General features: G+C 60.9%; 28 protein-coding genes and 1 tRNA gene. 23 read left to right on the top strand and 6 right to left on the bottom strand.

Translation table 11 applies throughout. The features are described from left to right. The first annotated feature begins 42 nt into the window (after positions 1-42). From KMZ29_RS14735 to KMZ29_RS14670, 14 genes are all read left to right on the top strand, one after another. Positions 43-480, top strand: coding sequence for a hypothetical protein (locus KMZ29_RS14735; RefSeq protein ID WP_215619946.1), 438 nt, complete (start codon positions 43-45; stop codon positions 478-480). 108 nt (positions 481-588) lie between these two features. Further along, on the top strand, positions 589-1,365 hold the full coding sequence (locus tag KMZ29_RS14730; protein ID WP_215619945.1) for a hypothetical protein: 777 nt from the start codon (positions 589-591) through the stop codon (positions 1,363-1,365). 272 nt (positions 1,366-1,637) lie between these two features. Further along, positions 1,638-1,727, top strand: a tRNA-Ser gene (locus KMZ29_RS14725). A 158-nt stretch (positions 1,728-1,885) separates the two neighbouring features. Beyond that, entirely contained in the window at positions 1,886-3,031 is a 1,146-nt protein-coding gene (locus KMZ29_RS14720; RefSeq protein WP_215619944.1) for a tyrosine-type recombinase/integrase, read from the top strand. Positions 3,032-3,112: 81 nt separating this feature from the next. Further along, positions 3,113-3,394, top strand: coding sequence for a helix-turn-helix transcriptional regulator (locus tag KMZ29_RS14715; RefSeq protein WP_249779694.1), 282 nt, complete (start codon positions 3,113-3,115; stop codon positions 3,392-3,394). Then, positions 3,391-3,678, top strand: coding sequence for a hypothetical protein (locus tag KMZ29_RS14710; protein WP_215619943.1), 288 nt, complete (start codon positions 3,391-3,393; stop codon positions 3,676-3,678). The genes KMZ29_RS14715 and KMZ29_RS14710 overlap by 4 nt, the downstream gene beginning before the upstream one ends. Before the next feature lie 131 nt (positions 3,679-3,809). After that, positions 3,810-5,636, top strand: coding sequence for a primase-helicase family protein (locus tag KMZ29_RS14705; protein ID WP_215619942.1), 1,827 nt, complete (start codon positions 3,810-3,812; stop codon positions 5,634-5,636). 301 nt (positions 5,637-5,937) lie between these two features. Then, positions 5,938-6,288 (top strand): hypothetical protein, encoded by a 351-nt coding sequence (locus KMZ29_RS14700; RefSeq protein ID WP_215619941.1) that lies wholly within the window; start codon positions 5,938-5,940, stop codon positions 6,286-6,288. Positions 6,289-6,424: 136 nt separating this feature from the next. Next, positions 6,425-7,939 carry a terminase large subunit domain-containing protein gene (locus KMZ29_RS14695; protein ID WP_215619940.1) on the top strand — a complete coding sequence of 505 codons (1,515 nt, stop codon included), beginning with the start codon at positions 6,425-6,427 and terminating at the stop codon, positions 7,937-7,939. Further along, positions 7,930-8,277 carry an HNH endonuclease gene (locus KMZ29_RS14690; RefSeq protein WP_215619939.1) on the top strand — a complete coding sequence of 116 codons (348 nt, stop codon included), beginning with the start codon at positions 7,930-7,932 and terminating at the stop codon, positions 8,275-8,277. Before KMZ29_RS14695 ends, KMZ29_RS14690 begins: the two co-directional genes overlap by 10 nt. Then, the gene (locus KMZ29_RS14685) at positions 8,262-9,515 is read left to right on the top strand and encodes a phage major capsid protein (protein WP_215619938.1); all 1,254 of its coding nucleotides are present in this window, start codon (positions 8,262-8,264) and stop codon (positions 9,513-9,515) included. Before KMZ29_RS14690 ends, KMZ29_RS14685 begins: the two co-directional genes overlap by 16 nt. Then, the gene (locus KMZ29_RS14680) at positions 9,515-10,222 is read left to right on the top strand and encodes an HK97 family phage prohead protease (protein ID WP_215619937.1); all 708 of its coding nucleotides are present in this window, start codon (positions 9,515-9,517) and stop codon (positions 10,220-10,222) included. The genes KMZ29_RS14685 and KMZ29_RS14680 overlap by 1 nt, the downstream gene beginning before the upstream one ends. Continuing rightward, entirely contained in the window at positions 10,222-10,770 is a 549-nt protein-coding gene (locus tag KMZ29_RS14675) for a hypothetical protein (RefSeq protein ID WP_215619936.1), read from the top strand. The genes KMZ29_RS14680 and KMZ29_RS14675 overlap by 1 nt, the downstream gene beginning before the upstream one ends. A gap of 28 nt (positions 10,771-10,798) precedes the next feature. Continuing rightward, positions 10,799-11,824 (top strand): phage portal protein, encoded by a 1,026-nt coding sequence (locus tag KMZ29_RS14670; protein WP_249779693.1) that lies wholly within the window; start codon positions 10,799-10,801, stop codon positions 11,822-11,824. A 68-nt stretch (positions 11,825-11,892) separates the two neighbouring features. Here KMZ29_RS14670 and KMZ29_RS14665 read toward each other — a convergent pair whose 3' ends face one another. Then, the gene (locus tag KMZ29_RS14665; protein WP_215619935.1) at positions 11,893-12,081 is read right to left on the bottom strand and encodes a hypothetical protein; all 189 of its coding nucleotides are present in this window, start codon (positions 12,079-12,081) and stop codon (positions 11,893-11,895) included. Between the two features lie 152 nt (positions 12,082-12,233). On the opposite strand from KMZ29_RS14665, the gene KMZ29_RS14660 reads away from it, so the two are divergent. Beyond that, complete coding sequence (locus KMZ29_RS14660) at positions 12,234-12,485, top strand: hypothetical protein (RefSeq protein WP_215619934.1); 252 nt, start codon at positions 12,234-12,236, stop codon at positions 12,483-12,485. A gap of 49 nt (positions 12,486-12,534) precedes the next feature. Here KMZ29_RS14660 and KMZ29_RS14655 read toward each other — a convergent pair whose 3' ends face one another. Genes KMZ29_RS14655 through KMZ29_RS14645 form a run of 3 tightly spaced genes read right to left on the bottom strand, consistent with a single transcriptional unit; the run spans position 12,535 to position 13,957 of the window. Continuing rightward, entirely contained in the window at positions 12,535-13,077 is a 543-nt protein-coding gene (locus tag KMZ29_RS14655; RefSeq protein WP_440131711.1) for an outer membrane protein, read from the bottom strand. Continuing rightward, positions 13,065-13,607, bottom strand: coding sequence for an outer membrane protein (locus tag KMZ29_RS14650; RefSeq protein WP_215619932.1), 543 nt, complete (start codon positions 13,605-13,607; stop codon positions 13,065-13,067). The genes KMZ29_RS14655 and KMZ29_RS14650 overlap by 13 nt, the downstream gene beginning before the upstream one ends. Next, the gene (locus tag KMZ29_RS14645; protein WP_215619931.1) at positions 13,604-13,957 is read right to left on the bottom strand and encodes a hypothetical protein; all 354 of its coding nucleotides are present in this window, start codon (positions 13,955-13,957) and stop codon (positions 13,604-13,606) included. Before KMZ29_RS14645 ends, KMZ29_RS14650 begins: the two co-directional genes overlap by 4 nt. Before the next feature lie 175 nt (positions 13,958-14,132). On the opposite strand from KMZ29_RS14645, the gene KMZ29_RS27005 reads away from it, so the two are divergent. Then, the gene (locus KMZ29_RS27005) at positions 14,133-14,477 is read left to right on the top strand and encodes a hypothetical protein (protein WP_369810017.1); all 345 of its coding nucleotides are present in this window, start codon (positions 14,133-14,135) and stop codon (positions 14,475-14,477) included. 1 nt (position 14,478) lies between these two features. Continuing rightward, a complete protein-coding gene (locus KMZ29_RS14635; protein ID WP_249779692.1) occupies positions 14,479-14,805 on the top strand; it encodes a DsbA family protein in 327 nt (108 codons plus the stop codon). Between the two features lie 25 nt (positions 14,806-14,830). Here the strand turns inward: KMZ29_RS14635 and KMZ29_RS14630 are convergent, their stop codons facing one another. Both KMZ29_RS14630 and KMZ29_RS14625 read right to left on the bottom strand, forming a co-directional pair. Continuing rightward, the gene (locus KMZ29_RS14630; protein WP_215619929.1) at positions 14,831-15,079 is read right to left on the bottom strand and encodes a PilZ domain-containing protein; all 249 of its coding nucleotides are present in this window, start codon (positions 15,077-15,079) and stop codon (positions 14,831-14,833) included. 459 nt (positions 15,080-15,538) lie between these two features. Continuing rightward, a complete protein-coding gene (locus KMZ29_RS14625; protein WP_215611877.1) occupies positions 15,539-16,240 on the bottom strand; it encodes a Spy/CpxP family protein refolding chaperone in 702 nt (233 codons plus the stop codon). 161 nt (positions 16,241-16,401) lie between these two features. Here KMZ29_RS14625 and KMZ29_RS14620 point away from each other — a divergent pair, with 161 nt between their 5' ends. The 6 genes from KMZ29_RS14620 to KMZ29_RS14595 all read left to right on the top strand — a co-directional run bounded on the left by KMZ29_RS14620 (position 16,402) and on the right by KMZ29_RS14595 (position 22,201). Then, positions 16,402-16,554, top strand: coding sequence for a hypothetical protein (locus tag KMZ29_RS14620; RefSeq protein ID WP_215619928.1), 153 nt, complete (start codon positions 16,402-16,404; stop codon positions 16,552-16,554). A gap of 185 nt (positions 16,555-16,739) precedes the next feature. After that, entirely contained in the window at positions 16,740-18,080 is a 1,341-nt protein-coding gene (locus KMZ29_RS14615) for an ABC transporter substrate-binding protein (RefSeq protein WP_215619927.1), read from the top strand. 136 nt (positions 18,081-18,216) lie between these two features. Then, the gene (locus KMZ29_RS14610; protein ID WP_215619926.1) at positions 18,217-19,155 is read left to right on the top strand and encodes a carbohydrate ABC transporter permease; all 939 of its coding nucleotides are present in this window, start codon (positions 18,217-18,219) and stop codon (positions 19,153-19,155) included. Continuing rightward, positions 19,155-20,069 carry a carbohydrate ABC transporter permease gene (locus KMZ29_RS14605; protein WP_215619925.1) on the top strand — a complete coding sequence of 305 codons (915 nt, stop codon included), beginning with the start codon at positions 19,155-19,157 and terminating at the stop codon, positions 20,067-20,069. Before KMZ29_RS14610 ends, KMZ29_RS14605 begins: the two co-directional genes overlap by 1 nt. 5 nt (positions 20,070-20,074) lie before the next feature. Continuing rightward, complete coding sequence (locus KMZ29_RS14600) at positions 20,075-21,175, top strand: ABC transporter ATP-binding protein (protein ID WP_215619924.1); 1,101 nt, start codon at positions 20,075-20,077, stop codon at positions 21,173-21,175. Positions 21,176-21,211: 36 nt separating this feature from the next. Further along, positions 21,212-22,201, top strand: coding sequence for a hydroxyacid dehydrogenase (locus tag KMZ29_RS14595; protein WP_215619923.1), 990 nt, complete (start codon positions 21,212-21,214; stop codon positions 22,199-22,201). The last annotated feature ends 13 nt before the right edge of the window (positions 22,202-22,214 follow it).

Raw genomic sequence — 22,214 nt, 5'->3', positions numbered from 1 at the left:
GTTGCGGAAGACTATGCACGCTGTCGAGGTGGGAGCTATGGAATGCAGTACGTTGTCTTTACGGTTCGATTTGCGTCCCTGTGCATCTTAGTGGCGGCTGCAGGTACAGTCGCATTTCTGATGTACAACGGTGACATTCCGCAACCCGACTTCCGGCAAATACTGACGCAAGTGGCGCCGTCAATCGGCGTTGGCGCTTCCGGCCTGGCGGTCCTAGCGGTCGGCCTTTGCTTCCTCCTAACAGCAATTGCGCCGCTGATTTATGCGGCGCGGTCGGGCGACCCGTTCACCGTGGTTGTGAGCATCGTCGCTTTGGTTGTCTGCTTTACAGTCTTGGTGGGCTCTCGGACCGTTATCGATATGGTGCTCGCCGCGATCGTTTATTTCACCAGTGCGTTGATTGCTGTGATCATGTACTCGACGAACCGCATCGCCGATGAGTTGCGCGCCAGCGCAAAGCCGGATCGCCAACCAAGGTGACGCGCACCATCCATTGCTTACGATAATGATATTTCTCACGACTTACTCGGGAAAACGCATGAGGCGTGAAGCGAGATGTTAGGGCGTGCGGGGCTTCCGATTTCGCTTTTGCTGATCGGGCTGCTTGGCGTCTGGCTTGGTATCTTCGGTCCACTGCCTATGGGGGTATCGAATTGGCTGCATCATTGGCAGTCCTTGATAGCTGCGACCATTGCGTCGACCATTGCTTCAATTGCCGCATATGTCGCGTTTCAAAACACGTCCCGCTCACTCGTCCACGCGGAAGGCATGGAGAAAAACCGAAGGGAGAGAAAGCATGCGGCGGTTCGCGCCGTGCTACCTCTAGCGCTGTCGCAAGTTAATTCGTACGCGGCAAATTCAGCTCAATCTCTGAACGAACTTGTCAGCAAATGCGATGGCGAGACGCTGCCCCACGGTACCGCGACCGACAGCCTTATTCAAATCCTCGCGCCCGAGGCGCTGGAGACTCTCACTGATTTCATCGAATTCACGGACAGGGGAAGCCTCGAAGTGCTCGAAGCCACCGTAGCTTGGATACAAATTCACGAATCCCGGATGCGAAGCCTCGTCCAGGACAACACCGCTCCGTCGACGAGTCGGCTTGTACTAAGAAACGAACTTGAAGGGCGGATCATAGATTCAGCATCTATCTATGCGGGCGCTTCGATCTATTACAACTATGCGCGCAGACGTGAGACGGACCTACCCATTTTGTTGACCTGGGACAAAGTTAGGGATGCGTTGAGGAACATGCGGTTTTGGGCAGAGGAGCACCCTCGCCTGTACGAGATGATCGAGCGGCGCGAAAAGGTATCCAGCGGCCCGTTTCAAACCCTGACTGGCCGTCCTTGGTGGATAAGATAGCGAATAAATGATGGCGCCATACCCATGCCAGCGTCGGGCCTGGACGTGTTGACGATCAGCCGTCGACTAGGGCATGGATCACCCGCGATAACTCTCAAGGTCTATGGCCACCTGTTCAAGACGGACGACCGGGCAGCCGCGATCATGGAAGCGTCGTTTGCAGGGGTAGAATAAGAACATCCCACCCTGTCCCAATGCGTTTACGGTGCCAATTCGGCCAAATGGCGCAGCGGGCGGCAAGCACCGCCTCTTAAGTGATTGTTATTGCAGACGGAAGGGTGGCCGAGTGGTTTAAGGCACCGGTCTTGAAAACCGGCGTGCCTGCAAGGGTACCGTGGGTTCGAATCCCACCCCTTCCGCCACCTTACTGTCTTTCAGTGTCCACCCACGTCCTTCTGTGAGATGCAAGTGCCTGCGGTGCAGGGCTTTCATTCGCTTGGCGCCTTTAGATGTCCGCCGAATTGCGCTAGTATCCACGTCCTAAACGGGGGTGGCCTCGTGGGGTTAGGCGGACACTTTCATGGCACTGACGGCGCTCCAGGTTAAAAATGCGAAGCCCGGCGACAAGCTGACCGACGGCGGCGGGCTGCGGCTCGACGTTGATCGCAATGGCAACCGGGCATGGGTGTTTCGCTTCACGTCCCCGGTGACCAGCAAAGAGCGGTACGCCGGCCTTGGCCCCGCTGCCGACGTGACGCTGGCGCAGGCTCGCGACGCGGCACAGGAAGCCCGCGCGTTGCTTCGCAAGGGTGTTGACCCGATCGAGCATCGGAACGCACAGCGGACGGCTGCCAAGGTCGAGGCGTCCCGCTCGATCACCTTCAAGGCTTACGCCACGCAGTACATTGCCGGCAAAGAGTCAGGGTGGAAAAACGACAAGCATCGGCAGCAATGGACGAACAGCCTCCGCGATTACGCCTATCCGATCATTGGCCATTTGGCCGTCGCCGATGTGGACACAGAAGCAGTGCTAAAGGTGCTGCGCCCGATCTGGACCACAAAGAAGGAAACGGCGCGGCGCGTGCGCGGCCGAATTGAAGCGATCTTGAATAGCGCCAAGGCCGAAGGATTGCGCGCTGGCGAAAACCCGGCGCTCTGGCGTGGTCACCTTGATCAGGTGGGACTTGCCCGCCGCCGCAAGTCCGATGTGAAACATCACCCGGCTTTGCCCTATGGGGAAATGCCGCAATTCTGGAAATCGTTGGCCAGTGACACGTCCGACACCGCGCGCATGTTGCGCTGGATTGTTTTGACCGCCTGTCGTTTCAACGAAGCGGCTGAGATGGATACCGGCAGTGAAGTGAAAGGCGATCTTTGGACCGTGCCGGCGATTCGCATGAAGGCCGAACGTCCGCACTTTGTCCCGCTCACCGCGGCGGCCTTGGCGCAGTTGCCCTTCCGCCCTGTAAGCGACGTGTCGCTTTCCAAGTGCATCGCCCGCCACACTGACACCCCGGCAACGACGCATGGAATGCGATCGACGTTTCGCGATTGGGCTGGCGACGAAACCGAGGCTGCATGGGAAACTGCGGAAGCTGCGCTGGCGCACGTTGTCGGCGACGAAACCGAGGCTGCGTACCGGCGAAGCACTGCGCTGGTGAAGCGCCGTGAGTTGATGGCGGCTTGGGCGAATTACTGCACTAAAGATTCCGTTAACACGCTGTAAACGGGTCCCGGCTTGACTTTGGGGACACTTAAGCGCATATTCGTGTTCGCTAGAGGATTCTAAATCGAAGGTGCTTCGCTCTTGATTGAGCGCGGCGCCTTTTTTGATGACCCGCCCTGCCTCGACATTGATTTGTCGCGGCGGGGATTTTTTGTTTCTAACCGGAGGTTACCAATGAAGTCTCAGAGTATCGACGAATGGTGCAAAGCCCACGGCCTGTCTCGCTCGTTTTTCTATGCGTTGCAGGCTCGGGGCGAAGGACCGCGCACGTTCAAGGTTGGACGCTGCACCCGCATTTCGCAGAACGCGAATGACGAATGGGTCACGGCGCGCGAGGCCGCAAGCAACAAGGTGGCCGCATGAAGATCACGGCCCTTTCGATCGTCGCGCCCGGTCAGAAGCCCTGGAAAACCGGCGATAAGCTGCTCGCGTTTTTCGACGTCGAGTACTCCGGCATTCGGATCAGAGAATGCCTATTGGTCCGCGCGAGTCGGGGATTCTTACTGGCGCAGGCACCGCGCGGCGTCAGGCCCGAGGAAGGCCGGCGCCTCGTTGACATTGTTGATCCTGAAATCAGGAAAGCAATGGCGGCGTCTGCGCACAGCGTTTTTGTAGCAATGGGCGGCGTCGAGGATGTCGCCGCTTAAAACAAAACCGCCCGACGAGGTGACCTCGGCGAGCGGCTTTATCGATATAGATGTGACAATCATTCGATAACGCAACTCGTTTCAATTTTCAAGGACAATCTCGTTGGGTTCACTTCACACAAGGAACCCATATGAACACCGCTTTATGTTTTACGGAACGACTCTGCCAGGCTTACGACTTCAATCGTGGCTGCCCGCCGGCAGATGGTGCCGAGCGCGCGACCCGCGATGAGATCGTGGAATACATCGACGCATTTTCCATCGACAAATCCCCTGATCATCCGACCAGCGCCATCGCGTGGGACTTGCAAAGGACGCTCGGCGAATCTGAAGGGCGCCGGATGCTGCTCTATGCGTCGCGCCGTTGGGACGCCACGCCGCTCCGCGCGCGCGATGTCGTCAAGATGTGGTGGGACGACGACCACGAACCGGAAGCGTGGCGCGACGAATATCTCATTGACGTGATCGGCTCATGGCGATCGGAACGTGATCGTCTGCGTCTATGCGCCGATGCGGAAAAGGTTTGGCTGGCCTTCAAAGGCGCGGCCACGTCGGAGCAGCTTGCCAATTGGCGAACGAAATATGGTGCTTGGTATCTCGCGCCTGAAAGGAAACTTGGACCAGTGACAATCATCAAGCCGGGCAACGTGGTTCCGTTTCCTGCCAAGGCTGCTGACGTGCATGCTGTGAAGCACGAGGATTTTTGGGCCTATAGCCCGGCTCACTCGTACATCTTCGTTCCGACCGGCGAGCATTGGCCGGCGTCAACCGTGAACTCACGCCTCGCACCTGTCATCGTGCCAATGAGGGAGAAGCCGATTCCCGCCGCTACATTCCTCGACCAGAACAGATCGGTTGAACAAGCGACCTGGGCGCCGGGCCAATCGCAGATTATTGCGGATCGACTGATCGCCGATGGTGGCTGGATCGACCGCGCGGGCTGCAAGACGTTCAACCTGTACCGACCGCCGACGATAAAGCCGAAAGCTGGCGATGCGTCACCGTGGATCGACCACATTCGATGGGTCTATCCCGAGGAAGCCGAGCACATCATTTCTTGGCTGGCGCAGCGCGTGCAGCGTCCCGATATCAAGATCAATCATGCGTTGGTGTTGGGCGGCAATCAGGGCATTGGCAAAGATACATTGCTCGAACCAGTCAAGGCGGCAGTCGGGCCGTGGAACTGTTCCGAGGTGTCGCCGCAGCAAGTGCTCGGCCGATTCAACTCATTTGTGAAGTCCGTGATCCTGCGTATCTCAGAGGCGCGCGACCTTGGCGATACGGATCGGTTCGCGTTTTACGAACACCTCAAGACACTGACGGCCGCGCCGCCCGATGTGCTGCGGGTGGACGAAAAGCATCTGCGCGAACATGCGGTGTTGAACGTCTGCGGTGTGATCCAGACGACGAACAATAAGGACGCGCTGCATTTGCCTGCCGATGACCGCAGACACTTCGTCGCGTGGTCGCCGCGAAGCAAGGACGACTTCCAACCTGGATATTGGTCCGCGCTCTACAGTTGGTTCGCGACCGGCGGCAATGAAATCGTTGCGCACCATCTGGCGACGCTCGACCTGTCCGCCTTCGACGCAAAGGCACCGCCGCCGAAGACGCGAGCCTTTTGGGAGATCGTGGACGCATCCCGCGCGCCGGAAGATGCCGAGATGGCCGACGCTATCGACGCATTGGGCAAGCCCGCCGCGGTGACGACGCAGCAAGTGCTAGGCCGATCCTCGATGGGGTTTGCCGATTGGCTGCGTGATCGCAAGAACCGTCGAAAGATCGGTCATCGCTTCGAAGGCTGCGGATATGTCTCAGTGCGCAACCCCGATGATGCCCGCGACGGGCAATGGAAGATCGCGGGCCGACGCCAGACCGTCTATGCGAAGCGTGAACTATGCTTGCGTGATCAGGTCGCAGCGGCGGAACGATTGACCATGTTGCCATCGCCATCCTGATCGGTCTGGTCGGTGAAGTCGGTGAAAATTCAATGCGTCCACTAGACTGTACCAATACCCATTGCTCTCATGTGTTCTGAAATTATGAGTTGAATGGATATGCGGTGGTGATGGTCACAGTGAGTGCAATGGTTTTTCACCGACTTCACCGACACCACCGACAGGCACGCACTGATTTGCGCAAAGCCTAGAAATGTAGTATGCTGCGCATTCAATAACCCTGCTTCGATCGCAAGATCGCGGCGGGGCTTTTTCGTTTGAGCATGCGGCAGTGTCCGCACACGTCTATACAGGAACACGATTGTCCATCCTTGATGGCTATCTAGCAGAACAACTTTCCGATGCCCTGATCAATGCGGACATTCCGCAAAGCGCTGTGGTCACGGTGCAAGAGACGAGCGGCCCCGCATGGGAGCCGGTCATCACTGACGTTCCCTATGACTGCTCGGGGTGGATAGACACCTATAGCACCATCGATCACGTCGACTCGAATGTGCAAGTGAACGACCGCAAGGTGTTCATCGTCGCAAGCACGCTCGCTGTCACGCCTGTGCCTGGCAACACCGTAGCGATTGCCGGCTCGACCTTCTCAATCATCAGCGTTGCGCTCGATCCCGCTGGCTGCGCGTGGGTTTGCCAATGCCGCACCTGATGCCGAGCGCACGCCTCGCGCGCCAACGCGCCAGCGACGACGGCAAGCCCGCAGCGGTGCCAATCCCCGCGTTTTGTTTGGGGGGAGCCTTCGGAGGGGGGGCCTTTTCCTTTCTCTCTCGCGACCGGGGCCAAAATTGAACGCCAAAAAGGCAATCAAATTCCTCCAAGGACTCAAAGTGCCAGAAGGTCCGGCGGCTGGAAAGTCGCTGAAACTGGCGCCGTTCCAAAAGCAATTCGTTACCGGCGCGCTTGCTCCGGGCATTTCGGTTGCCGCCCTGTCGATTGGCCGCGGCAATGCAAAGACGGCATTGAGCGCGGGCCTTGCCCTTGGCGAATTGCTCGGCGAGATCGGCGACACGCAGCCGAATAGAGAGATTCCGGTCGGCGCCAGAACGCGAGATCAGGCCCGACTCGTCTGGAATTTCGTGGCCGGCTACGCGCGTTACCTGCCCGACGACGTGCAGAAGCGGCTTACGTTCCGCCGCGCGCCACGGCTAGAGATCGAGTATGCGGACGCGAACGGCACGCACCTGCTGCGCTGCCTCGCGGCCGATGGAAAATCCGCCCTTGGCGGCGCGCCGACGCTGACCATCCTGGACGAACGTGGCCATTGGGCTGCTGGCAAAGGCGACGAACTGGAACATGCGCTGCTGTCCGGTGGCGGCAAGCGCGGCGGTCGCGCATTGATTATCTCGACCAGCGCGCCCGACGACGCGCATCCTTTCAGCAAGTGGCTGGACGAGGAACAGCCCGGCGTCTATCGCCAAGAGCACCGACCCGCGCCCGGCTTGCCGGCCGACGATCTGGCGAGTCTGCTGATCGCCAATCCCGGCGCTGCGTGTGGCATCGGTTCAAACATTGAATGGTTGCAGTCGCAGGCACGCCGCGCCATCGCGCGCGGTGGATCGAGCCTGACGACGTTCCGCCTGTACAATCGCAACGAACGGGTTTCCGGCGAGACTCGCGACGTTCTGCTGACAACCGACGAATGGCTAAAGTGCGAGGTGGACGATTTACCGCCGCGCTCTGGTGCCGTGGTCATCGGCGTTGACCTTGGCGGCTCCGCTTCGATGACGGCCGCGGCATTCTTCTGGCCTGAAACCGGCAGGCTGGAATGTCTCGGCTGGTTTCCCTCCGCGCCCAATCTCGCCGATCGCGGCGCGGCTGATGGTGTTGGCCCGCGCTACAGCGAGATGTCGAGCCGTGGCGAACTGTCCACCTTGGGAAATGCGACCGTTCCGGTTGCGCCTTGGCTGTCGGAAGTCATGCGCCACGTAGAAGGCCAGCCCGTCGCGGCTTTGACCATGGATCGGTACAAGCAAGCCGAACTTGGCCAGGCCATTGACGCGGCCGGCATTCGCTGCCCGCTCGTGTGGCGCGGGTTCGGTTTCCGCGATGGCAACGAAGATTGCGACCGTTTCCGCCGTGCATGCTTCGACGGATTGGTGAAGGCATCGCCGTCGCTGCTGTTGCGATCTGCATTCGCCGACGCGGTGTGCCTTCGTGATCCCGCGAACAATATCAAATTGGCCAAAGCCCGGTCGCTCGGTCGTATCGATGCTGCATCCGCCAGCGTGCTCGCCGTCGCACAAGGCGCGCGCATGCTCGCCGCTCCGGTCAAAAAAGCTCGGATGGCGACATGGGTTTGAAGCGCGGTGAATACGACTCGCACAGCGCAGCCGTGATCCGCTCTGCGAGGTGGAAAGTTGTTCGGCTCGCTGCAAAGCGCCGTGATGGATTCAAGTGCGTCAAATGCAGCGCCAGCGGCATGCTGGAAGTCGATCACATAAAGCGCGTCAAGGATGCGCCCGATCTGGCGTTTGAGTTGAGCAATTTGCAGACGCTCTGCAAGCCCTGCCACTCCGCCAAAACGAAAATCGAATGCGGTTTCGGAAACGAAATCTCTCCCGCTCGCGCCGCATGGCGTGATCTCGTCGCCATGCTGGCGAAACCACAACCAAAGGAGTCTCTATGTTGCACTCTGTAAAGATTAGCCGTCGTCAGTCCGAGATTCGGAAAGACCTCGCGGCGCTCGTTGGCAAAGACAAGCCGAGCGAGGATGAAACCCGTTCGATGGAGTCGCTCGACTCCGAGTATCAGGCGAACGAAACCAAGTTTCGCGCTGCGCTGATCGTGGAAGATTCCGAGCGTCGCGAAGCTAAGGACGATCTGGAAACCCGATCTGACAGGGACTATGGCGCCCTGATCGACAAATTCGAACTGCGTCAGGTCGCGTTGATGCTGGACGAAGGGCGGCAGATTGACGGCGCGACCGCCGAAGTGGTGCAGGAACTTCGCTCGCAGGGCGGCTATCGCGGCGTTCCCGTTCCGTGGCAGGCGCTCGAAAAGCGGTCGGGCGAAACCGTTGCCAGCGGCACGCCGGCGCCGAAAACGACCGGCCCGATCATCGATCGCATTTTCGCCGACTCCGCTGCGGTGCAGATGGGCGCGCAAATGGTCAACATCGACCAGGGCACGAACGAATATCCGATCACGTCGAGCAGCGTTGCTGCCGCTTGGCAGACTTCGGAAACCGGCTCCGTAGGCGGCCCGACCGCGTACAGCACGGCAGAGCGCTCGCTTGCGCCGAACAATACGCTCGGCATCACCATGAAGATCACCCGCAAGACCCTGAAACAGTCGGGCGATGGTCTTGAGCAGGCGGTGCGGCGTGACATGAACGGCTGCATGGCCGTTGCCCTGGACAAGGCCGTGTTCCTTGGCGCTGGCGCGTCGGGTGAACCGGCCGGCATTCTGGTCGGCAGCTACGGCATCACGAGCACGGCGGTTTCGGCGGCTGCGTCGTGGGCTGCGTTCCGCGCGGCAATCAAGCGGTTCATCGTGGCGAACGCCGCGAACGGCCCGTCTGCCGTCAAGCTGCTGATCCGTCCGGAAGTGTGGGACGCGATGGACGATGACCTGATCACCAACACCGCGGTTTCGGAGTGGGATCGTTTGATCAAAAACATCGGCGCCGGCAACGTGGTCATGTCGTCCAATGCGCTCGCTGCGCCGGTCGGCTCGCCGCTCGCCACCAAGGCATTGCTGACCACGACCGCGAACGGCGTTTCGCCGATCTTCGTTGGAACGTGGGGTGCAATCGACCTGATCCGCGATCCGTTCTCCGACGCCGCATCGGGCGGGCTTCGCTTGACGGCGTTGGCCACGCTCGACGTGACTGCATCGCGCGCCGAACAGCTCCAAATCTTGACCGGCATCCAGTAATGAACGAGTTCGCCAATCTCATAGGCGAACTGGAAGTGCGCGCCTCCCCTCGTGGGGGGCGCAAGCTCCGTGGTCGCTTTCCGTACAAAAAACGCGCTGTTCTATCGGATGGCGGTCGGAATGGCGGTCGTCCGCAGAAAGAGGAATTTGCGCCAAGGGCTTTTGGCTTCCGGGTCGCTGCGCCCGACAAAGAAATCCATCTTTTGGTTGGGCATGACTTCAATCGGCCCTTGGCCAGCAAGCTGACAAATTCGCTACGCCTTACCGATAGCGACGAGGCGCTGACGTTTGAGGCGGACATTGCGCCTGAGATCGCGGCGACCAGTTACGGCATTGACGTGCTCGCTCAAATCGATTCCGGCCTTGCCTACGGCATAAGTCCCGGCTTTCGATTGCCACCGCCGCGCAGAGTCAAAACGCCGGAGAAATTCACCGACGAAGGCATGGACCCGAGCCGGGGCATGTTCAATGCGTCGATCCGCACAATCTTTTCCGCGCTGCTCTACGAACTTTCGATCGTGACGCGGCCTGCTTACAAAGAGAGTGGCATTTCCGCCGCCGATGCGCCCGATAAGCAAGAGCCGCAAACCGACGACGAAAAGGTCGCGGCGGGATGGACTTGGCAAAATGGCGTGCTCGTTCCGCCACCGACGTCATTGGTCACCGTGCCGACCTTCGCCCCCGTACTCAAGCGTTGGAGGCTTTAATGGCCACGACCATCAAACAGACCGAAGCGATTCCGGCGTCATACCCCGCAACGCCCTCAGGCTTGTCCACGGCCGCGGCTGCGCTCGCTCCCGCCGTCGTTTGGGACCGCATCGAGTCGTATGTCGCGCATCGCTACACGTCGCGCGCTGTGATCTGGATCGTCGACGGCCCCGGTGAATGGCACCCGCCGCTTTCGCCAGCCAGCATTTCCACGGTCGAAGTTTGGTCCGCCGCCGATGTGTGGGAAGTCGCGACTCTCGATGCCTCGCCATTGGGCGGTTATTACCTGCCTTGTACCGGCCCGTATCGCTTCACCGGAACGGTTGGCGGCGGATCGCCCGCGCCGACAGTGCCCGCGGCGGTCAATGAGGCATTCAAGCGGCTGGCCGAATACATGGCGGCGCCGCGTAGTAAGGCCGGTGCGCGCTCCGAATCCATTACGGCCGGTTCAATTTCCACATCGCATTCGCGCTCCGAATCTTGGATGGCGATGGCATTGCAGAACAGCGGCGCGGCCGATCTGTTGAGGGGGTATCGTCGTGTTTGATTGGCTATTCAAGCGATCGGCTCCGGCCGTGGAAAAGCGTTCCGCCGGCAGCGGCTTCACCGCCGAGATTATCCAGGCGCGCGAAGCCTACATCTCCGGCCGGCGCGGCATTGCTGAGATGACCGCCACGGCGCAAAGCTGCGTTTCGCTTTGGGAGAACGGTTTCGCCTTGGCCGATGTCCAAGGCACTGAAATGCTCAATCGGCAGTCGCTCGCGTTGATCGGCCGATCATTGGCGCTGCGTGGCGAGTCGGTGTTCCTGATTCAAGACGACTTTCTCGTGCCGGCCAGCGATTGGGATTTGCGGACGCGCTACGGGCGCCCGACTGCATACCGTATCAGCATCCCCGAGGCGGGCGGCGGCACCACGCAAACCGCCCTTGCTGGCGAAGTGCTGCATCTCCGCATCGGATCGGATCCCGCCGCGCCATATTACGGCACAGCGCCGTTGAAGCGTTCCAGCCTCACGGCCGGCATGCTCAATGCGGTGGAAAGCGCACTGGCAGAGGTTTTCGAAAATGCGCCGCTCGGCTCTTTGGTCATGCCGTTCCCGGAGTCTGGCGAGACTGATCTTGAAACTTTGGGGCGTGGCTTCCGTGGCCGTCGCGGTCGCGTTCTGTTGCGCGAGTCGGTGAACGTCAGCGCGGCGGGCGGGCCGGCCCCGGCGTCGGATTGGAAACCGGCCGATATGTCGCCAAATCTGGAAAAAAGCATGACCAGCGAGACGCTGGACGCTTCACGCGATGCCATCCTTGGGGCGTTCGGCGTGCTGCCTGGCCTGTTCAACAGTGCCACGACCGGGCCGATGGTGCGCGAATGCCAGCGCCATCTTTGCCAATGGACATTGCAGCCGATTGCCGCGCTGCTCGCCGAGGAAGCCACCGACAAGCTCGGCTCGACCGTGACGATCGATCTATTGCGGCCGTTGCAGGCTTACGACTCGGGCGGGCGTGCTCGGGCGATGCTGTCAGTTGTTCAAGCGCTCGCCGCTGCGAAGGCTGGCGAAGTTTCCAAGGCCGATCTGGATACGGCGTTCGATCTGGTCGATCTCTAATCCGCTGCTTTAGCGAGACGGCGGACACCTTGGGGCGGCGCACCGACACGGGATGCGTCGCCCTTTTTTTAGATGTTCAGCGGTGAACTGGACGACTTGCTACGCTTCTTTGTTTCCGCAGCGAGCGCGTCGAGGCACTGAAAATAGGTGGCGACGGCAAGTGCCGCCCTTTTCGGGTGCTCTTTTTCGGTCATGCCATCGGGTTGTTGAAGTAGTGCTGCGGCGAGCGTCGCCGCAATTTGATTATCCGCGCTCATTCGATTTCCCCCGTATGTTGACAGTTAGCATTTATGTTGATTGTCAACGTAATGTCCAATTATATCAATAACTTAAATTAGTTCAAGCCGTGACCTTTTAGCGGATTCGTGGCTGATTGATGCAGGCCGCTCCCGGCCATCAGGAGGAACATATGACGAGTCTCCGCGAATACGCCATTGAGAACGGCTTGCTGCCGCTGGCCAACGAGGCGGCTTTGACGGCTTACGATGACGCGACCGAGGCATTCCGACTCGGCGGCTCGCGATCGGAATTACTGCGTGCGTTGATGGCGCTCGGTGTTTCGGCCGACACTGCGCGCTGGCACGCTCAGTATCCCGGAAATCGCATGGCCGCGATGACTACAAGCGATGACGTGGATACGCTCGTGGATGCGACCCAATAAATGCGAATTACATGAACGAAATCAAAGGTCGGACACCCCTTCCGCCACCTCAGTACCGCGCGATCACCGGTCCGCCGAACTTGTAGCTCGCCCCCAGCCTCACGATGTCGTAGCGGACGTCGCGCGAGAATGTCGCCCCGCACGGCCCGCCGGCGAAACAGCTGTTGACGGGGTCGAGGACCAGGAGGTTGGTCACGTTGCCGAGGTCGGCGTGCAGGTACTCGCCGCGCACCACCCAGTTGGCGTCGAGCATCCATTCGATGCCGCCGCCGGCGACCCAGCCGGTCTTCTTGGTGGTGTAATTCGACAGCGCCGCGCTGGCGCCGCCCTGGTCCGCACAGCCGTTAACCAGACAATTGGTTCCGAGCGACGAATTGACCTCGGCAAACGCAATGCCGCCGGTGCCGTAGAACATCAGGCGATCGAAGGTAAGGCCCAGGCGTCCCCTGATCGTCGCCAGCGATTTCGCTTCGCTGCTGCCATAGGCGAAGCCGCGGCCGTTATCGGCGCAGGCCGCGCTTGCGATGTCGGTCTGGCGGCAGAACAGGTAGTGCGCGTTCATCCATTGCCAGTCCCCCTCTACGCCCGCCACCAGGGACCGCGCGAATTGCCAGTTGAAACCAGCAGCAGGCCGCCGATGAAGCTGCTGGAGCTGGGCGACTGCCCCTGGACATTATTGGCGAAGGCCGGGTCCGGATCGTTCTGGAAGAAGTCGGAGGTACCCGAGCCGGTTTGCGCCATGCCGCCGATATCGCCGCCGACGCAGAAGCCGCTCCAGTCGTAGGCGGGCGCGAGCACCGGCGCCTTCGCGTGGGCCTTCGCGTGGGCATTGGCGTACATCGGCGCGGGCGCGGAGACGACCGGATCGCCAAAACTGCGGTTGAGGCCGACCCGAATGATGTCGGCGCGGAAGCTGACGGTCTCCGGCACCAGCGGAACCACATCGAACAGCACGCTGGGGCCGAGATCGACGTGGAGGTATTCGAGCTTCGCCGTCCATTGCGGCGCGATCCGCGCCTCGATGCCGGCGCCCGCGGTCCAGCCGGTGCGGAACCCGCTTCCTTCCGACGGCGTCAGCTTGTCCCAACCCTGCACGTTGCCGACCGCGAGGCCACCCGTCATGTATGGCAGCCCGAGCCCGACGGCCCCATTGCGTAACCGACCCGGCCGCGAAGCGTGCCGAGTGCGTCCAGTTTCGTTCCGCAGGGGTGAGGCGTTGCGGTGCTGGCGGCGCAAACCGGCGAGCTGCCGCTGATATTGGACCAGGAATAATCGCCCTCGAGGCCGAGAACCCAGGGGCCTTGTTGCCGGTTGTATCCGATGGTCGCGCCGGTCAGGCCGCCGCTGACGCGATAACCGCCGTCTCCGAGCGGTACGATCGAGGGCGGGATGCCGGAGTCGGTCTGGTCGGAGTGGCCGCTGCTATAGCCCGCGGTCAAACCGACAAAAGGTCCGGTCCATGACTGGGCCAATGCCGACCCGCTCCCCGTGACCGCCAGCAGTGCAACCAACGCAACAATTGATCGACCCGAAGTCTTCATAGCCGCCTCGGCGAATCTTGAATGGCTGGATTACCTTAGGGCATGGTCATGGTTGACGGAACCTTACTCCAGGACTTCGTCGGCCCTTCGGTCTCGACTGCGCGTCGTGATCGCCACCCTCCTCCGCTCGTCGTTGTCCCCCTTGCTGCCGCGACAGTTGCGAAACCCGCAGGTGAGCATCGGCTATTGCGCTCTTCCGCAGGTTGAGAAACAATTTGACCGGGGACACGCGCTGCGGGGGCGTGGGGTGGCGAAGCCGGATGCGGGATACGATTTCCATCGCTATCGAAAGCTGCTGGCTGAAGCGGTCGATGAGCCCACGCGGCTCGCCCTTATCGACCTGTTGATCGAAGAGCGCGCCAGGGAAAGGCTGCAAGCCGAGCTCACCTCCGAGCGGCTTGCCGTCACGGCGAAAACGGTGGCCAGCATTCTCGGCATTTCGAAGAACTGATTTGCTGGCGCGCTGCATCGCCAATGGCGATGCCGAGAAATATTTCGGCACCGTCCAGCTCTTGTTCCAGCAGCAGGAGCTGTTGATGGCGCAGACCAGGAATACCTTGATACTGATCGGAAAGCAGGCCGGGATGAGCGAACAGGCCGTCGAGACCTGCGAGAAGGATCAGACCCTGCTCGACAAGCTCGCCGCCGACCAACGGTTCGCTCTCGATGTGGTGAAGGTCGATTCAACGCCGACCTTCTTCGTCAATGGCGAGAGACTGAAGGGCGCCATGTCGTTCGAGGAACTGGAAGCCAAGGTCAAATCGCTGCTGAAGCACTGACGGCTGCGCGCCATGCGAGCTGTCCTTACGGCACTGCAACGAAGGTCAGGCCGATCCGGTTTCGCTGGATCCAGACGACTCGGCACTCGCGGACCGAGGAGTCGTTGGCCATCACCAGACGAAAGTGCGCAGGCACGAAAGCCGCGTTCTCCACGTCGATGGCGGCGCCCTCGAGCGAGATATTCCGGACCGTGCAGCTCATGACCGAGCCGCCCGACGATACGTAGGCCGGTTCATTGATTTCGGACCGCGGATATTTTCGCTTTTCTTCCATCGACGTCGGCCTTGGCTGGCATCTGCGGGAAAGCCTAGCGTCAAACCCTAAATAAAAGGCTCTATCGCGTTTCGCGCCTGCGAAGGCGGACATCGGGCGGGCGCTGAAGCGACCTGAGCGCGAGCCTTGCGATGGTCGCAATCTTCAATCGCGCCGTCCAAAGTCCGACTTGTGCAAGCCCGCGCGCACGCCGGCGATACGCCGTGCCGAGCGCAAACGATGTATCCGCGCAACACCTGAATGCGAAAAGCAGGCGTTCCTTACAAGGCCCCGACTGCGCCATCAGTCGGGCGCGAGTCGGACAGGGTTTCTTCATCATTGCATGACGATTGGAAGGGCCGCGCCGCTGCGGCAGGATAGCCGGGTACCGCGCCTCTCAACCTACCCCAGGGCACGTGTGCCCGGCTATTCGCGGCGGCCGCCGCGAATGTCAGAGAAGCCTGATCAGTCGGACATGCGCTAATCCAGCCCGCGCTCGCGGCTGAGCCGCACCATTTCATTGATGAAAATCTGCTTTTGCCTGTCGTCGAGGCTGGCGAACAGCGGTTCGGCGGAGTCCGCGACATTGCGCTGGTCCACCGCGCGATCGTTGAGGAACTGGGCTTCGTTGCGCATCTGCTCGATAATATCGTCCGGCGGGTCGCGCTTGGCGCGGGCAATTCGCAGGTTGAGGCGGTCGGCGCCGTTGTGGCCGAGATAGTGCATGGCGCTGTTGAAGCCGGTCCAATGCTTCTCCTGCTCGGGCGTCAGTTTCAATTCGGTCTTGATCCGTTCGATGTTGGCATCGCTGTTGGCGACGATCTGTTCGGCCGTCAGTTGCGGAGCGCCATCCTGCGTCAGCACGGCGTTTTGCTTGGTTCCCTTCGCGCCTTTGGCGCCCTTTGCGGGTTTGGCCGAGCTGCCTTGCTTGTCGTTGGCTGGCGGCGTCGATGCGCTCTTGCCGGCGCCGAGGACGCCGGTAAACACGCCGACCACGCCGCCGATCGCGCCGCCCAACACGCCACCGACCGGTCCGGCGGCCTTGTTGCCTTCGCGGGCGCCTTTTTGAACGCCCTCAACCACTTGTGCATCCGCAGCAGAGGGAGCGCAGAGAAGCACCGCAACAACTGCGCCAAGCGCAAAGCACAATCGCGCACGCGCCGCTGGTGTCGGGTTGATCATTCGTCGCTCTCCATGATGATTTCGATGGGCTGGCGGAGAATCTGGCAGTGCTCACGTTGAGTCGGACATTATCGGTTTCGCATCAAGCTAGTCTACCGCCGCCGCGACGCCGGTACCGATGAAGGAAATATCCGACACAGAACCAACTTGGTTTGGTCGCCATGGAACCTGCGGCGCTGTTGCGCGCCCTTTTTCTACAAGCGCTCGCGGCATGTGTGCAGCGCAATATCGCTTCGCGGTCCGCGCCGACGCGGTCGGACGCCACCGACATCATGATCGGCCGGATCATGAACAATCTTCTGCTGCCGATTTGAGCACAACGTTAGTTCTACCAGCCGAGCCACCTGATTTCTCGACAGACGCCGGCAATTCTGCTCTGATCGTCAATAACGAAGTCTCTGCGACGTCTTGCAACGCCATCTCGGCCTGCCTGGCGGCGAATAAAAAACAACAACGAGACCACCTCGCACCGCGATTGGTTCACCAGGGAGAGAAACTAATGTCATCCAAGAAACTTTCTCGACGACAATTCGTAGCTGCCACCGCACTGTCATCTGCGGCGCTGATATCGGCGCCGTATATCCGAACCGCCAATGCCGCCGGCAAACTCAACATCGGTTTCTGGGATCATTGGGTGCCCGGCGCCAACAAGGCCAGCACGGAGCTCGTCAATCAGTGGGCCGAGAAGGAGAAGGTCGAGGTTACGATCGATTACATCCCGAGCCAGGGCAGCAAGAACACGTTGACCATCGCCGCCGAAGCGGCGGCGAAATCCGGCCATGACATCCTCGCCATGCCGACATGGTGGCCTCACGCACATGCCGAACAGCTCGAGCCCATGAACGATGTCGTCGAAGCGCTCATCAAGCAGAACGGCGAAGTCAACGGCACCGTCAAATACCTCGGCAAGGCCGGTGACAAGTGGCTGGCCGTGCCGGCCTGCGTCGGCAGCCAGATCAAGGGGCCCTGCTCGCGCATCGATCTGATGAAGCAGCACGCCGGCATCGACGTCCAGGCAATGTATCCGGCCGGCGCGCCGCCGAAAGCCGACGCCTGGACCACGGATGCATTCCTGAAGGCGGCCGAGGCCTGCCAAAAGGGCGGCGTTCCCTTCGGTATCGGTCTCGGCGAGACCAGCGACTCCGTCGATACCGTCGGCGCGTTCTTCCTCTCCTTCGGGGCTGAAGTCGTCGACGTCAAAGGCAACGTCGTGGTGAAGAACGACAACGTTCGGCAGGTCCTCGAATTTTACAAGAAACTGATGGCCTTCCTGCCGTCGGACGCGCCGGCGTGGGACGACGGTTCCAACAACCGGTGGCTGGTTTCGGGCAAAGGGGCGCTGATCATGAACCCGCCGAGTGCATGGGCGGTGGCCAAGCGCGACGCGCCGAAGATTGCGGAGCAATGCTGGACCCATGGTTTCCCGGTCGGTCCCAAGGGCCGCTTCGCCCCGTTCCTTCCGTACTTCTGGGGCGTCTGGAGCTTCTCCAAGAACAAGGAGGCGGCCAAGAGCGTGCTGATGCATCTGTCGCAGCCGGCCGCGGTGGAAAAAATGGTGGCGGCGAGCGGCGGCTACGACCTGCCGGCGTTCGAGAAGCTCACGACCCTGAAGACCTGGGCGGAGGAAGGACCGCCGAAGGGGACGCTCTACCACTATCCGAATCCGCACAAGCATCAGTTGCTTTCGATCTCGGCATCGCCGGCCCCGCCGAAGATCGCCCAGCAGATCTACACGCGGGCGACCCTGACCAAGATGTGCGTGCGCTTCTATCAGGGCGAGCCGATGGAGAAGACGCTGGCCTGGGCGGAAGGCGAGCTCGAAGGCTTTATGCGGAGCTGAGGCAGAGCAATCGCCGTGGCGGCCGGTCCGTTTTGGCCGCTGCGGCGCGTTGCCTGCACCGGGAGCCGGCGTTACGCCGGCTTCTCGACGCGGAAAATCCGCTTCTATGAAATGAAACTCGCGAGGAAGATTCGTCATGGCTGATGTCGCGATCGAGCGCAGTAGTGCTGCCCCTCCGCAGACGGCGCGGAAGAGGTCCAGCTTGCGCACCGCGCTAAAGCGAAAATCCACTGCGGCCTTTCTGATGACGCTGCCGCTGATCCTGTTGATCTCGCTCCTGGTAATCTATCCCGCCTTCTACTCGCTGCATCTGGCGACGCTGAACAAGTCGATGCAGCGTTTCGTCGGATTCGGAAACTTCCAGTTCCTGTTCAAGCGAGAAACGTTCTGGCTGGTCGTCGAGCAATCCTGCATCTTCGCGATCACGGCCGTCGTCTTCAAGGCGCTGATCGGCTTCATCGTCGCCAACTTCGTTCACAACATTCCGGCCAAGGGCCAGCGCAAATGGCGCGGAATGCTGCTGGTGCCGTGGGTCATTCCGCCGGCCATGAGCACGCTGGCGTGGCTGTGGCTATTCGATCCGTCGTACAGCGCCTTCAATTATTTGCTGGCCGGTGTCGGTGTCGACCGGATTCCGTGGACCGGCGAGACCGGCTGGGCCCGGTTCTCGGTCATCCTCGTGAACATCTGGTTCGGCGCCCCGTTCTTCATGATCATGTACCTGGCTTCGCTGAAGTCGGTGCCCGATCAGCTCTACGAAGCCGCGGCCATCGACGGCGCCAATTGGTGGCAGCGCACCTGGTACGTCACGCTGCCGATGATGCGCAACATCATCGCGATCACCACGCTGTTCTCGCTGATCGTGACCTTCGCCAATTTCGATATCGTGCGCATCCTCACCTCCGGCGGTCCGCTCGACCATACCCACATCTTCGCGACCTGGGCCTTCAGGATCGGCATCGAGGGCAGCGATATTCCGCTCGGCGCCAGCGTCTCGCTGTTCATGTTTCCGATACTCGCGATCGCAGCGATCTTCATCCTGCGCGACATCAACAAACGCGGGAATGAAGCCTGATGACAAGCACCGTAGTGATCGACAAGGCCGCCCCGACCCGCAAGGTCAAATACGGCAGCATGAGCCGCGACCGCACCTGGGCGCTGAGATGGTCGTACTTCTTCCTCACTTTGTTCGCGATCTTCTCGCTGGTGCCGCCGCTCTACATGGTGATCACTTCGTTGAAGACCAGTGCAGAGATTTCCGCGGCCACGAACCCCTGGTTCGTTTTCCATCCGACGCTGTCAAACTATATCGAATTGCTGACATCGAACCAGTTCCTGACCTTCTTTCGCAATTCGGCGCTGGTGTCGATCTTCGTGGTGACGATTACCATGCTGATCAGCGTGCCCGCGGCGTTCGCGCTGGCGCGAATGCGGTTCTGGGGCTCGACGATCCTCGCGACCGGGGTTTTCCTGACCTACCTGATCCCCGAGACGCTGCTGTTTCTGCCCCTGTTCAAGATGTTCGTGGTGTTCGGCGAACTGACCGGGATTCAGCTGATCAACAAATGGTATGTGCTGCTGATCGTCTATCCGACGCTGACCGTGCCGTTCTGTACCTGGATCATGATCGGGTACTTCGCGTCGATCCCGAAAGAACTCGACGAAGCCGCCATTATCGACGGCGCGTCATGGTTTCAGACCTTGACCCGCATCTTCATTCCGGTCGCCCTGCCCGGCCTGATCGCAGCGACCATCTTCGCCTTCACGGTGTCGTGGGCGCAATTCCTCTATCCGCTGGTGTTCACGACGTCGACCGACCAGCTGGTGCTGCCGGTCGGCATCATCACCACCTTGATCAAGGGTGACGTTTTCGCCTGGGGACAGATCATGACCGGCGCCCTGCTCGGGGCCGCGCCGCCGCTGATCATCTACGCGTTCCTGATGGACTACTACATTGCCGGCCTGACCGCCGGCGCGACAAAGGGTTGAACCTCATGGCTGACGTCACGTTGCGAAAGGTTGTCAAGCGTTACGACGAGGTCGAGGCGGTGCGCGGCATCGATCTCGACATCGCCGACCATGAGTTTGTCGTGCTGGTGGGGCCTTCGGGCTGCGGAAAATCGACCACGCTGCGGATGATCGCGGGGCTCGAAGATATCACCGACGGCGATATCATGATTGGGGGCGACGTCGTCAACGACGTGCCGCCGAAGGATCGCGATATCGCGATGGTGTTCCAGAATTACGCGCTCTATCCGCATATGACGGTCGCGGAGAACATGTCGTTCGGACTGCGCCTGAAGCGTTATCCGAAGGCCGAGATCAAGACGCGGATCGACGAGGCCGCCCGCATGCTGGATATCGTCGAGCTGGTCGACCGCAAGCCGAAGCAATTGTCGGGCGGTCAGCGCCAGCGCGTCGCGATGGGCCGCGCCATCGTGCGAAACCCCAAGGTGTTCCTGTTCGACGAACCGCTGTCCAACCTCGACGCCAAGCTGCGCGTCCAGATGCGGATCGAGATCAAGAAGGTGCATCAGAAGGTACGCACCACGACGGTCTACGTCACCCACGACCAGGTCGAGGCGATGACGCTTGCCGACAGGGTGGTGGTCATGAACCACGGCCGCATCGAACAGATCGGGACGCCGAACGAGCTCTATCACAACCCGGCCACGCGTTTCGTCGCCGGTTTCATCGGCTCGCCGGCCATGAATTTCGTGCCCTGCCGGCTCGAGGACGTCGGAGGCAAGCTGCACATCCGACTGACCGACCGCCTCGCCTTCCCGCTGCCGCCGGCTCGCGCGGCAAGGTATCAGGGCATCCCGCGAAGCGAGAAGCTGCAGCTCGGCTTGCGGCCGGAGCACATTACCGAAGCGAGCGCGCACGCCGAGCCCGGGGTCGAGACCTTCGAGGCCATGCTTGACGTCACCGAACCGATGGGCATGGAGACGCTGATCTATTTCACGATGGAAGGCGCGCAGATCTGCGGGCGGGTCAATCCCAATGCCGGCGCGCGCGATGGAGCCCCGCTCCGATTGGCAGTGGACCTCAACAATATGCACCTGCTAAACGAGGCCACCGGCGCTGTGTTGTGACGGCCGCATAACAAGAAAAGGACCAGGGGCGCGCGAATGGCGACGAACAAGAAGAAAATTCTCATCACTGAATCGTTTTCGCAATCGGGACGAGCTCTGCTACGGGAACGTGACGACATCGACCTCGTCGAATTCCCGAATATGATATCCGCCGGGGATTTCGAAGCCATGCTCAAGGAGCAGGCGCCGGTACATGGCGTGGCGCTCGGCGCCACCCGTTTCGGCGAACCGGAGCTCGAGGCCTCAAAGGACATGAAGGTCGTGACCCGGATCGGCGTCGGCTACGACGCCGTCGATGTTCCGGCGCTGAGCCGCCGCAAGGTGCCGCTGATGGTCGCCGGTACCGCGAATTCGCCGTCGGTCGCCGAACAGGCGCTGTTCATGATGCTGACGCTGGCCAAGCGCGCTGTCGAAATGCATTCCATCGTCAAGGACGGCAAATGGGCCAGCCGGCTCGGCATGCTGCCCTATGATCTGTTCGGCAAGACCGTGCTGATCGTAGGCTTCGGCCGCATCGGGACGCGCACCGCCAAGCGCTGCCTGGCCATGGAAATGAACGTTCTGATCTACGATCCCTACAAGCCTGCCGCCGAGATCAAGGCGGCCGGCTGCGAACCGGTCGCCGATCTCGATGCCGCGCTGCCGCGTGCGGATTTCGTCAGTATCCACTGCCCGAAGAACCCGGAAACGGTCGGGATGTTCAACGCGGCGCGGCTGAAACGGATGAAGGCCACCGCCTACCTGATCAACACCGCGCGCGGCGGCATCGTCGACGAGCTGGCGCTGTATGACGCGTTGGCGTCCGGCCAGCTTGCGGGCGCCGGTCTCGACGTATTCGAGCAGGAGCCTCCGCCATCAGGGCATTCGCTGTTCGAGCTTCCCAATGTCATCATGGCGCCGCACGTGGCGGGGGTGACACGGGAAGCGGTCGACCGGATGAGCGAGCAGACTGCGCGCAATATCCTGAGCGCGCTCGACGGCCAGCCGATACGCCAGAACGTCATCAATCAGGACGTGCTCGGCTAAGCCCGAGACGTCG

The sequence above is a fragment of the Bradyrhizobium sediminis genome (assembly GCF_018736085.1).
Taxonomy (GTDB): domain Bacteria; phylum Pseudomonadota; class Alphaproteobacteria; order Rhizobiales; family Xanthobacteraceae; genus Bradyrhizobium; species Bradyrhizobium sediminis.
Note: the sequence above shows the minus strand (reverse complement) of the source record. Positions and strands in the feature narration are given on the sequence as shown.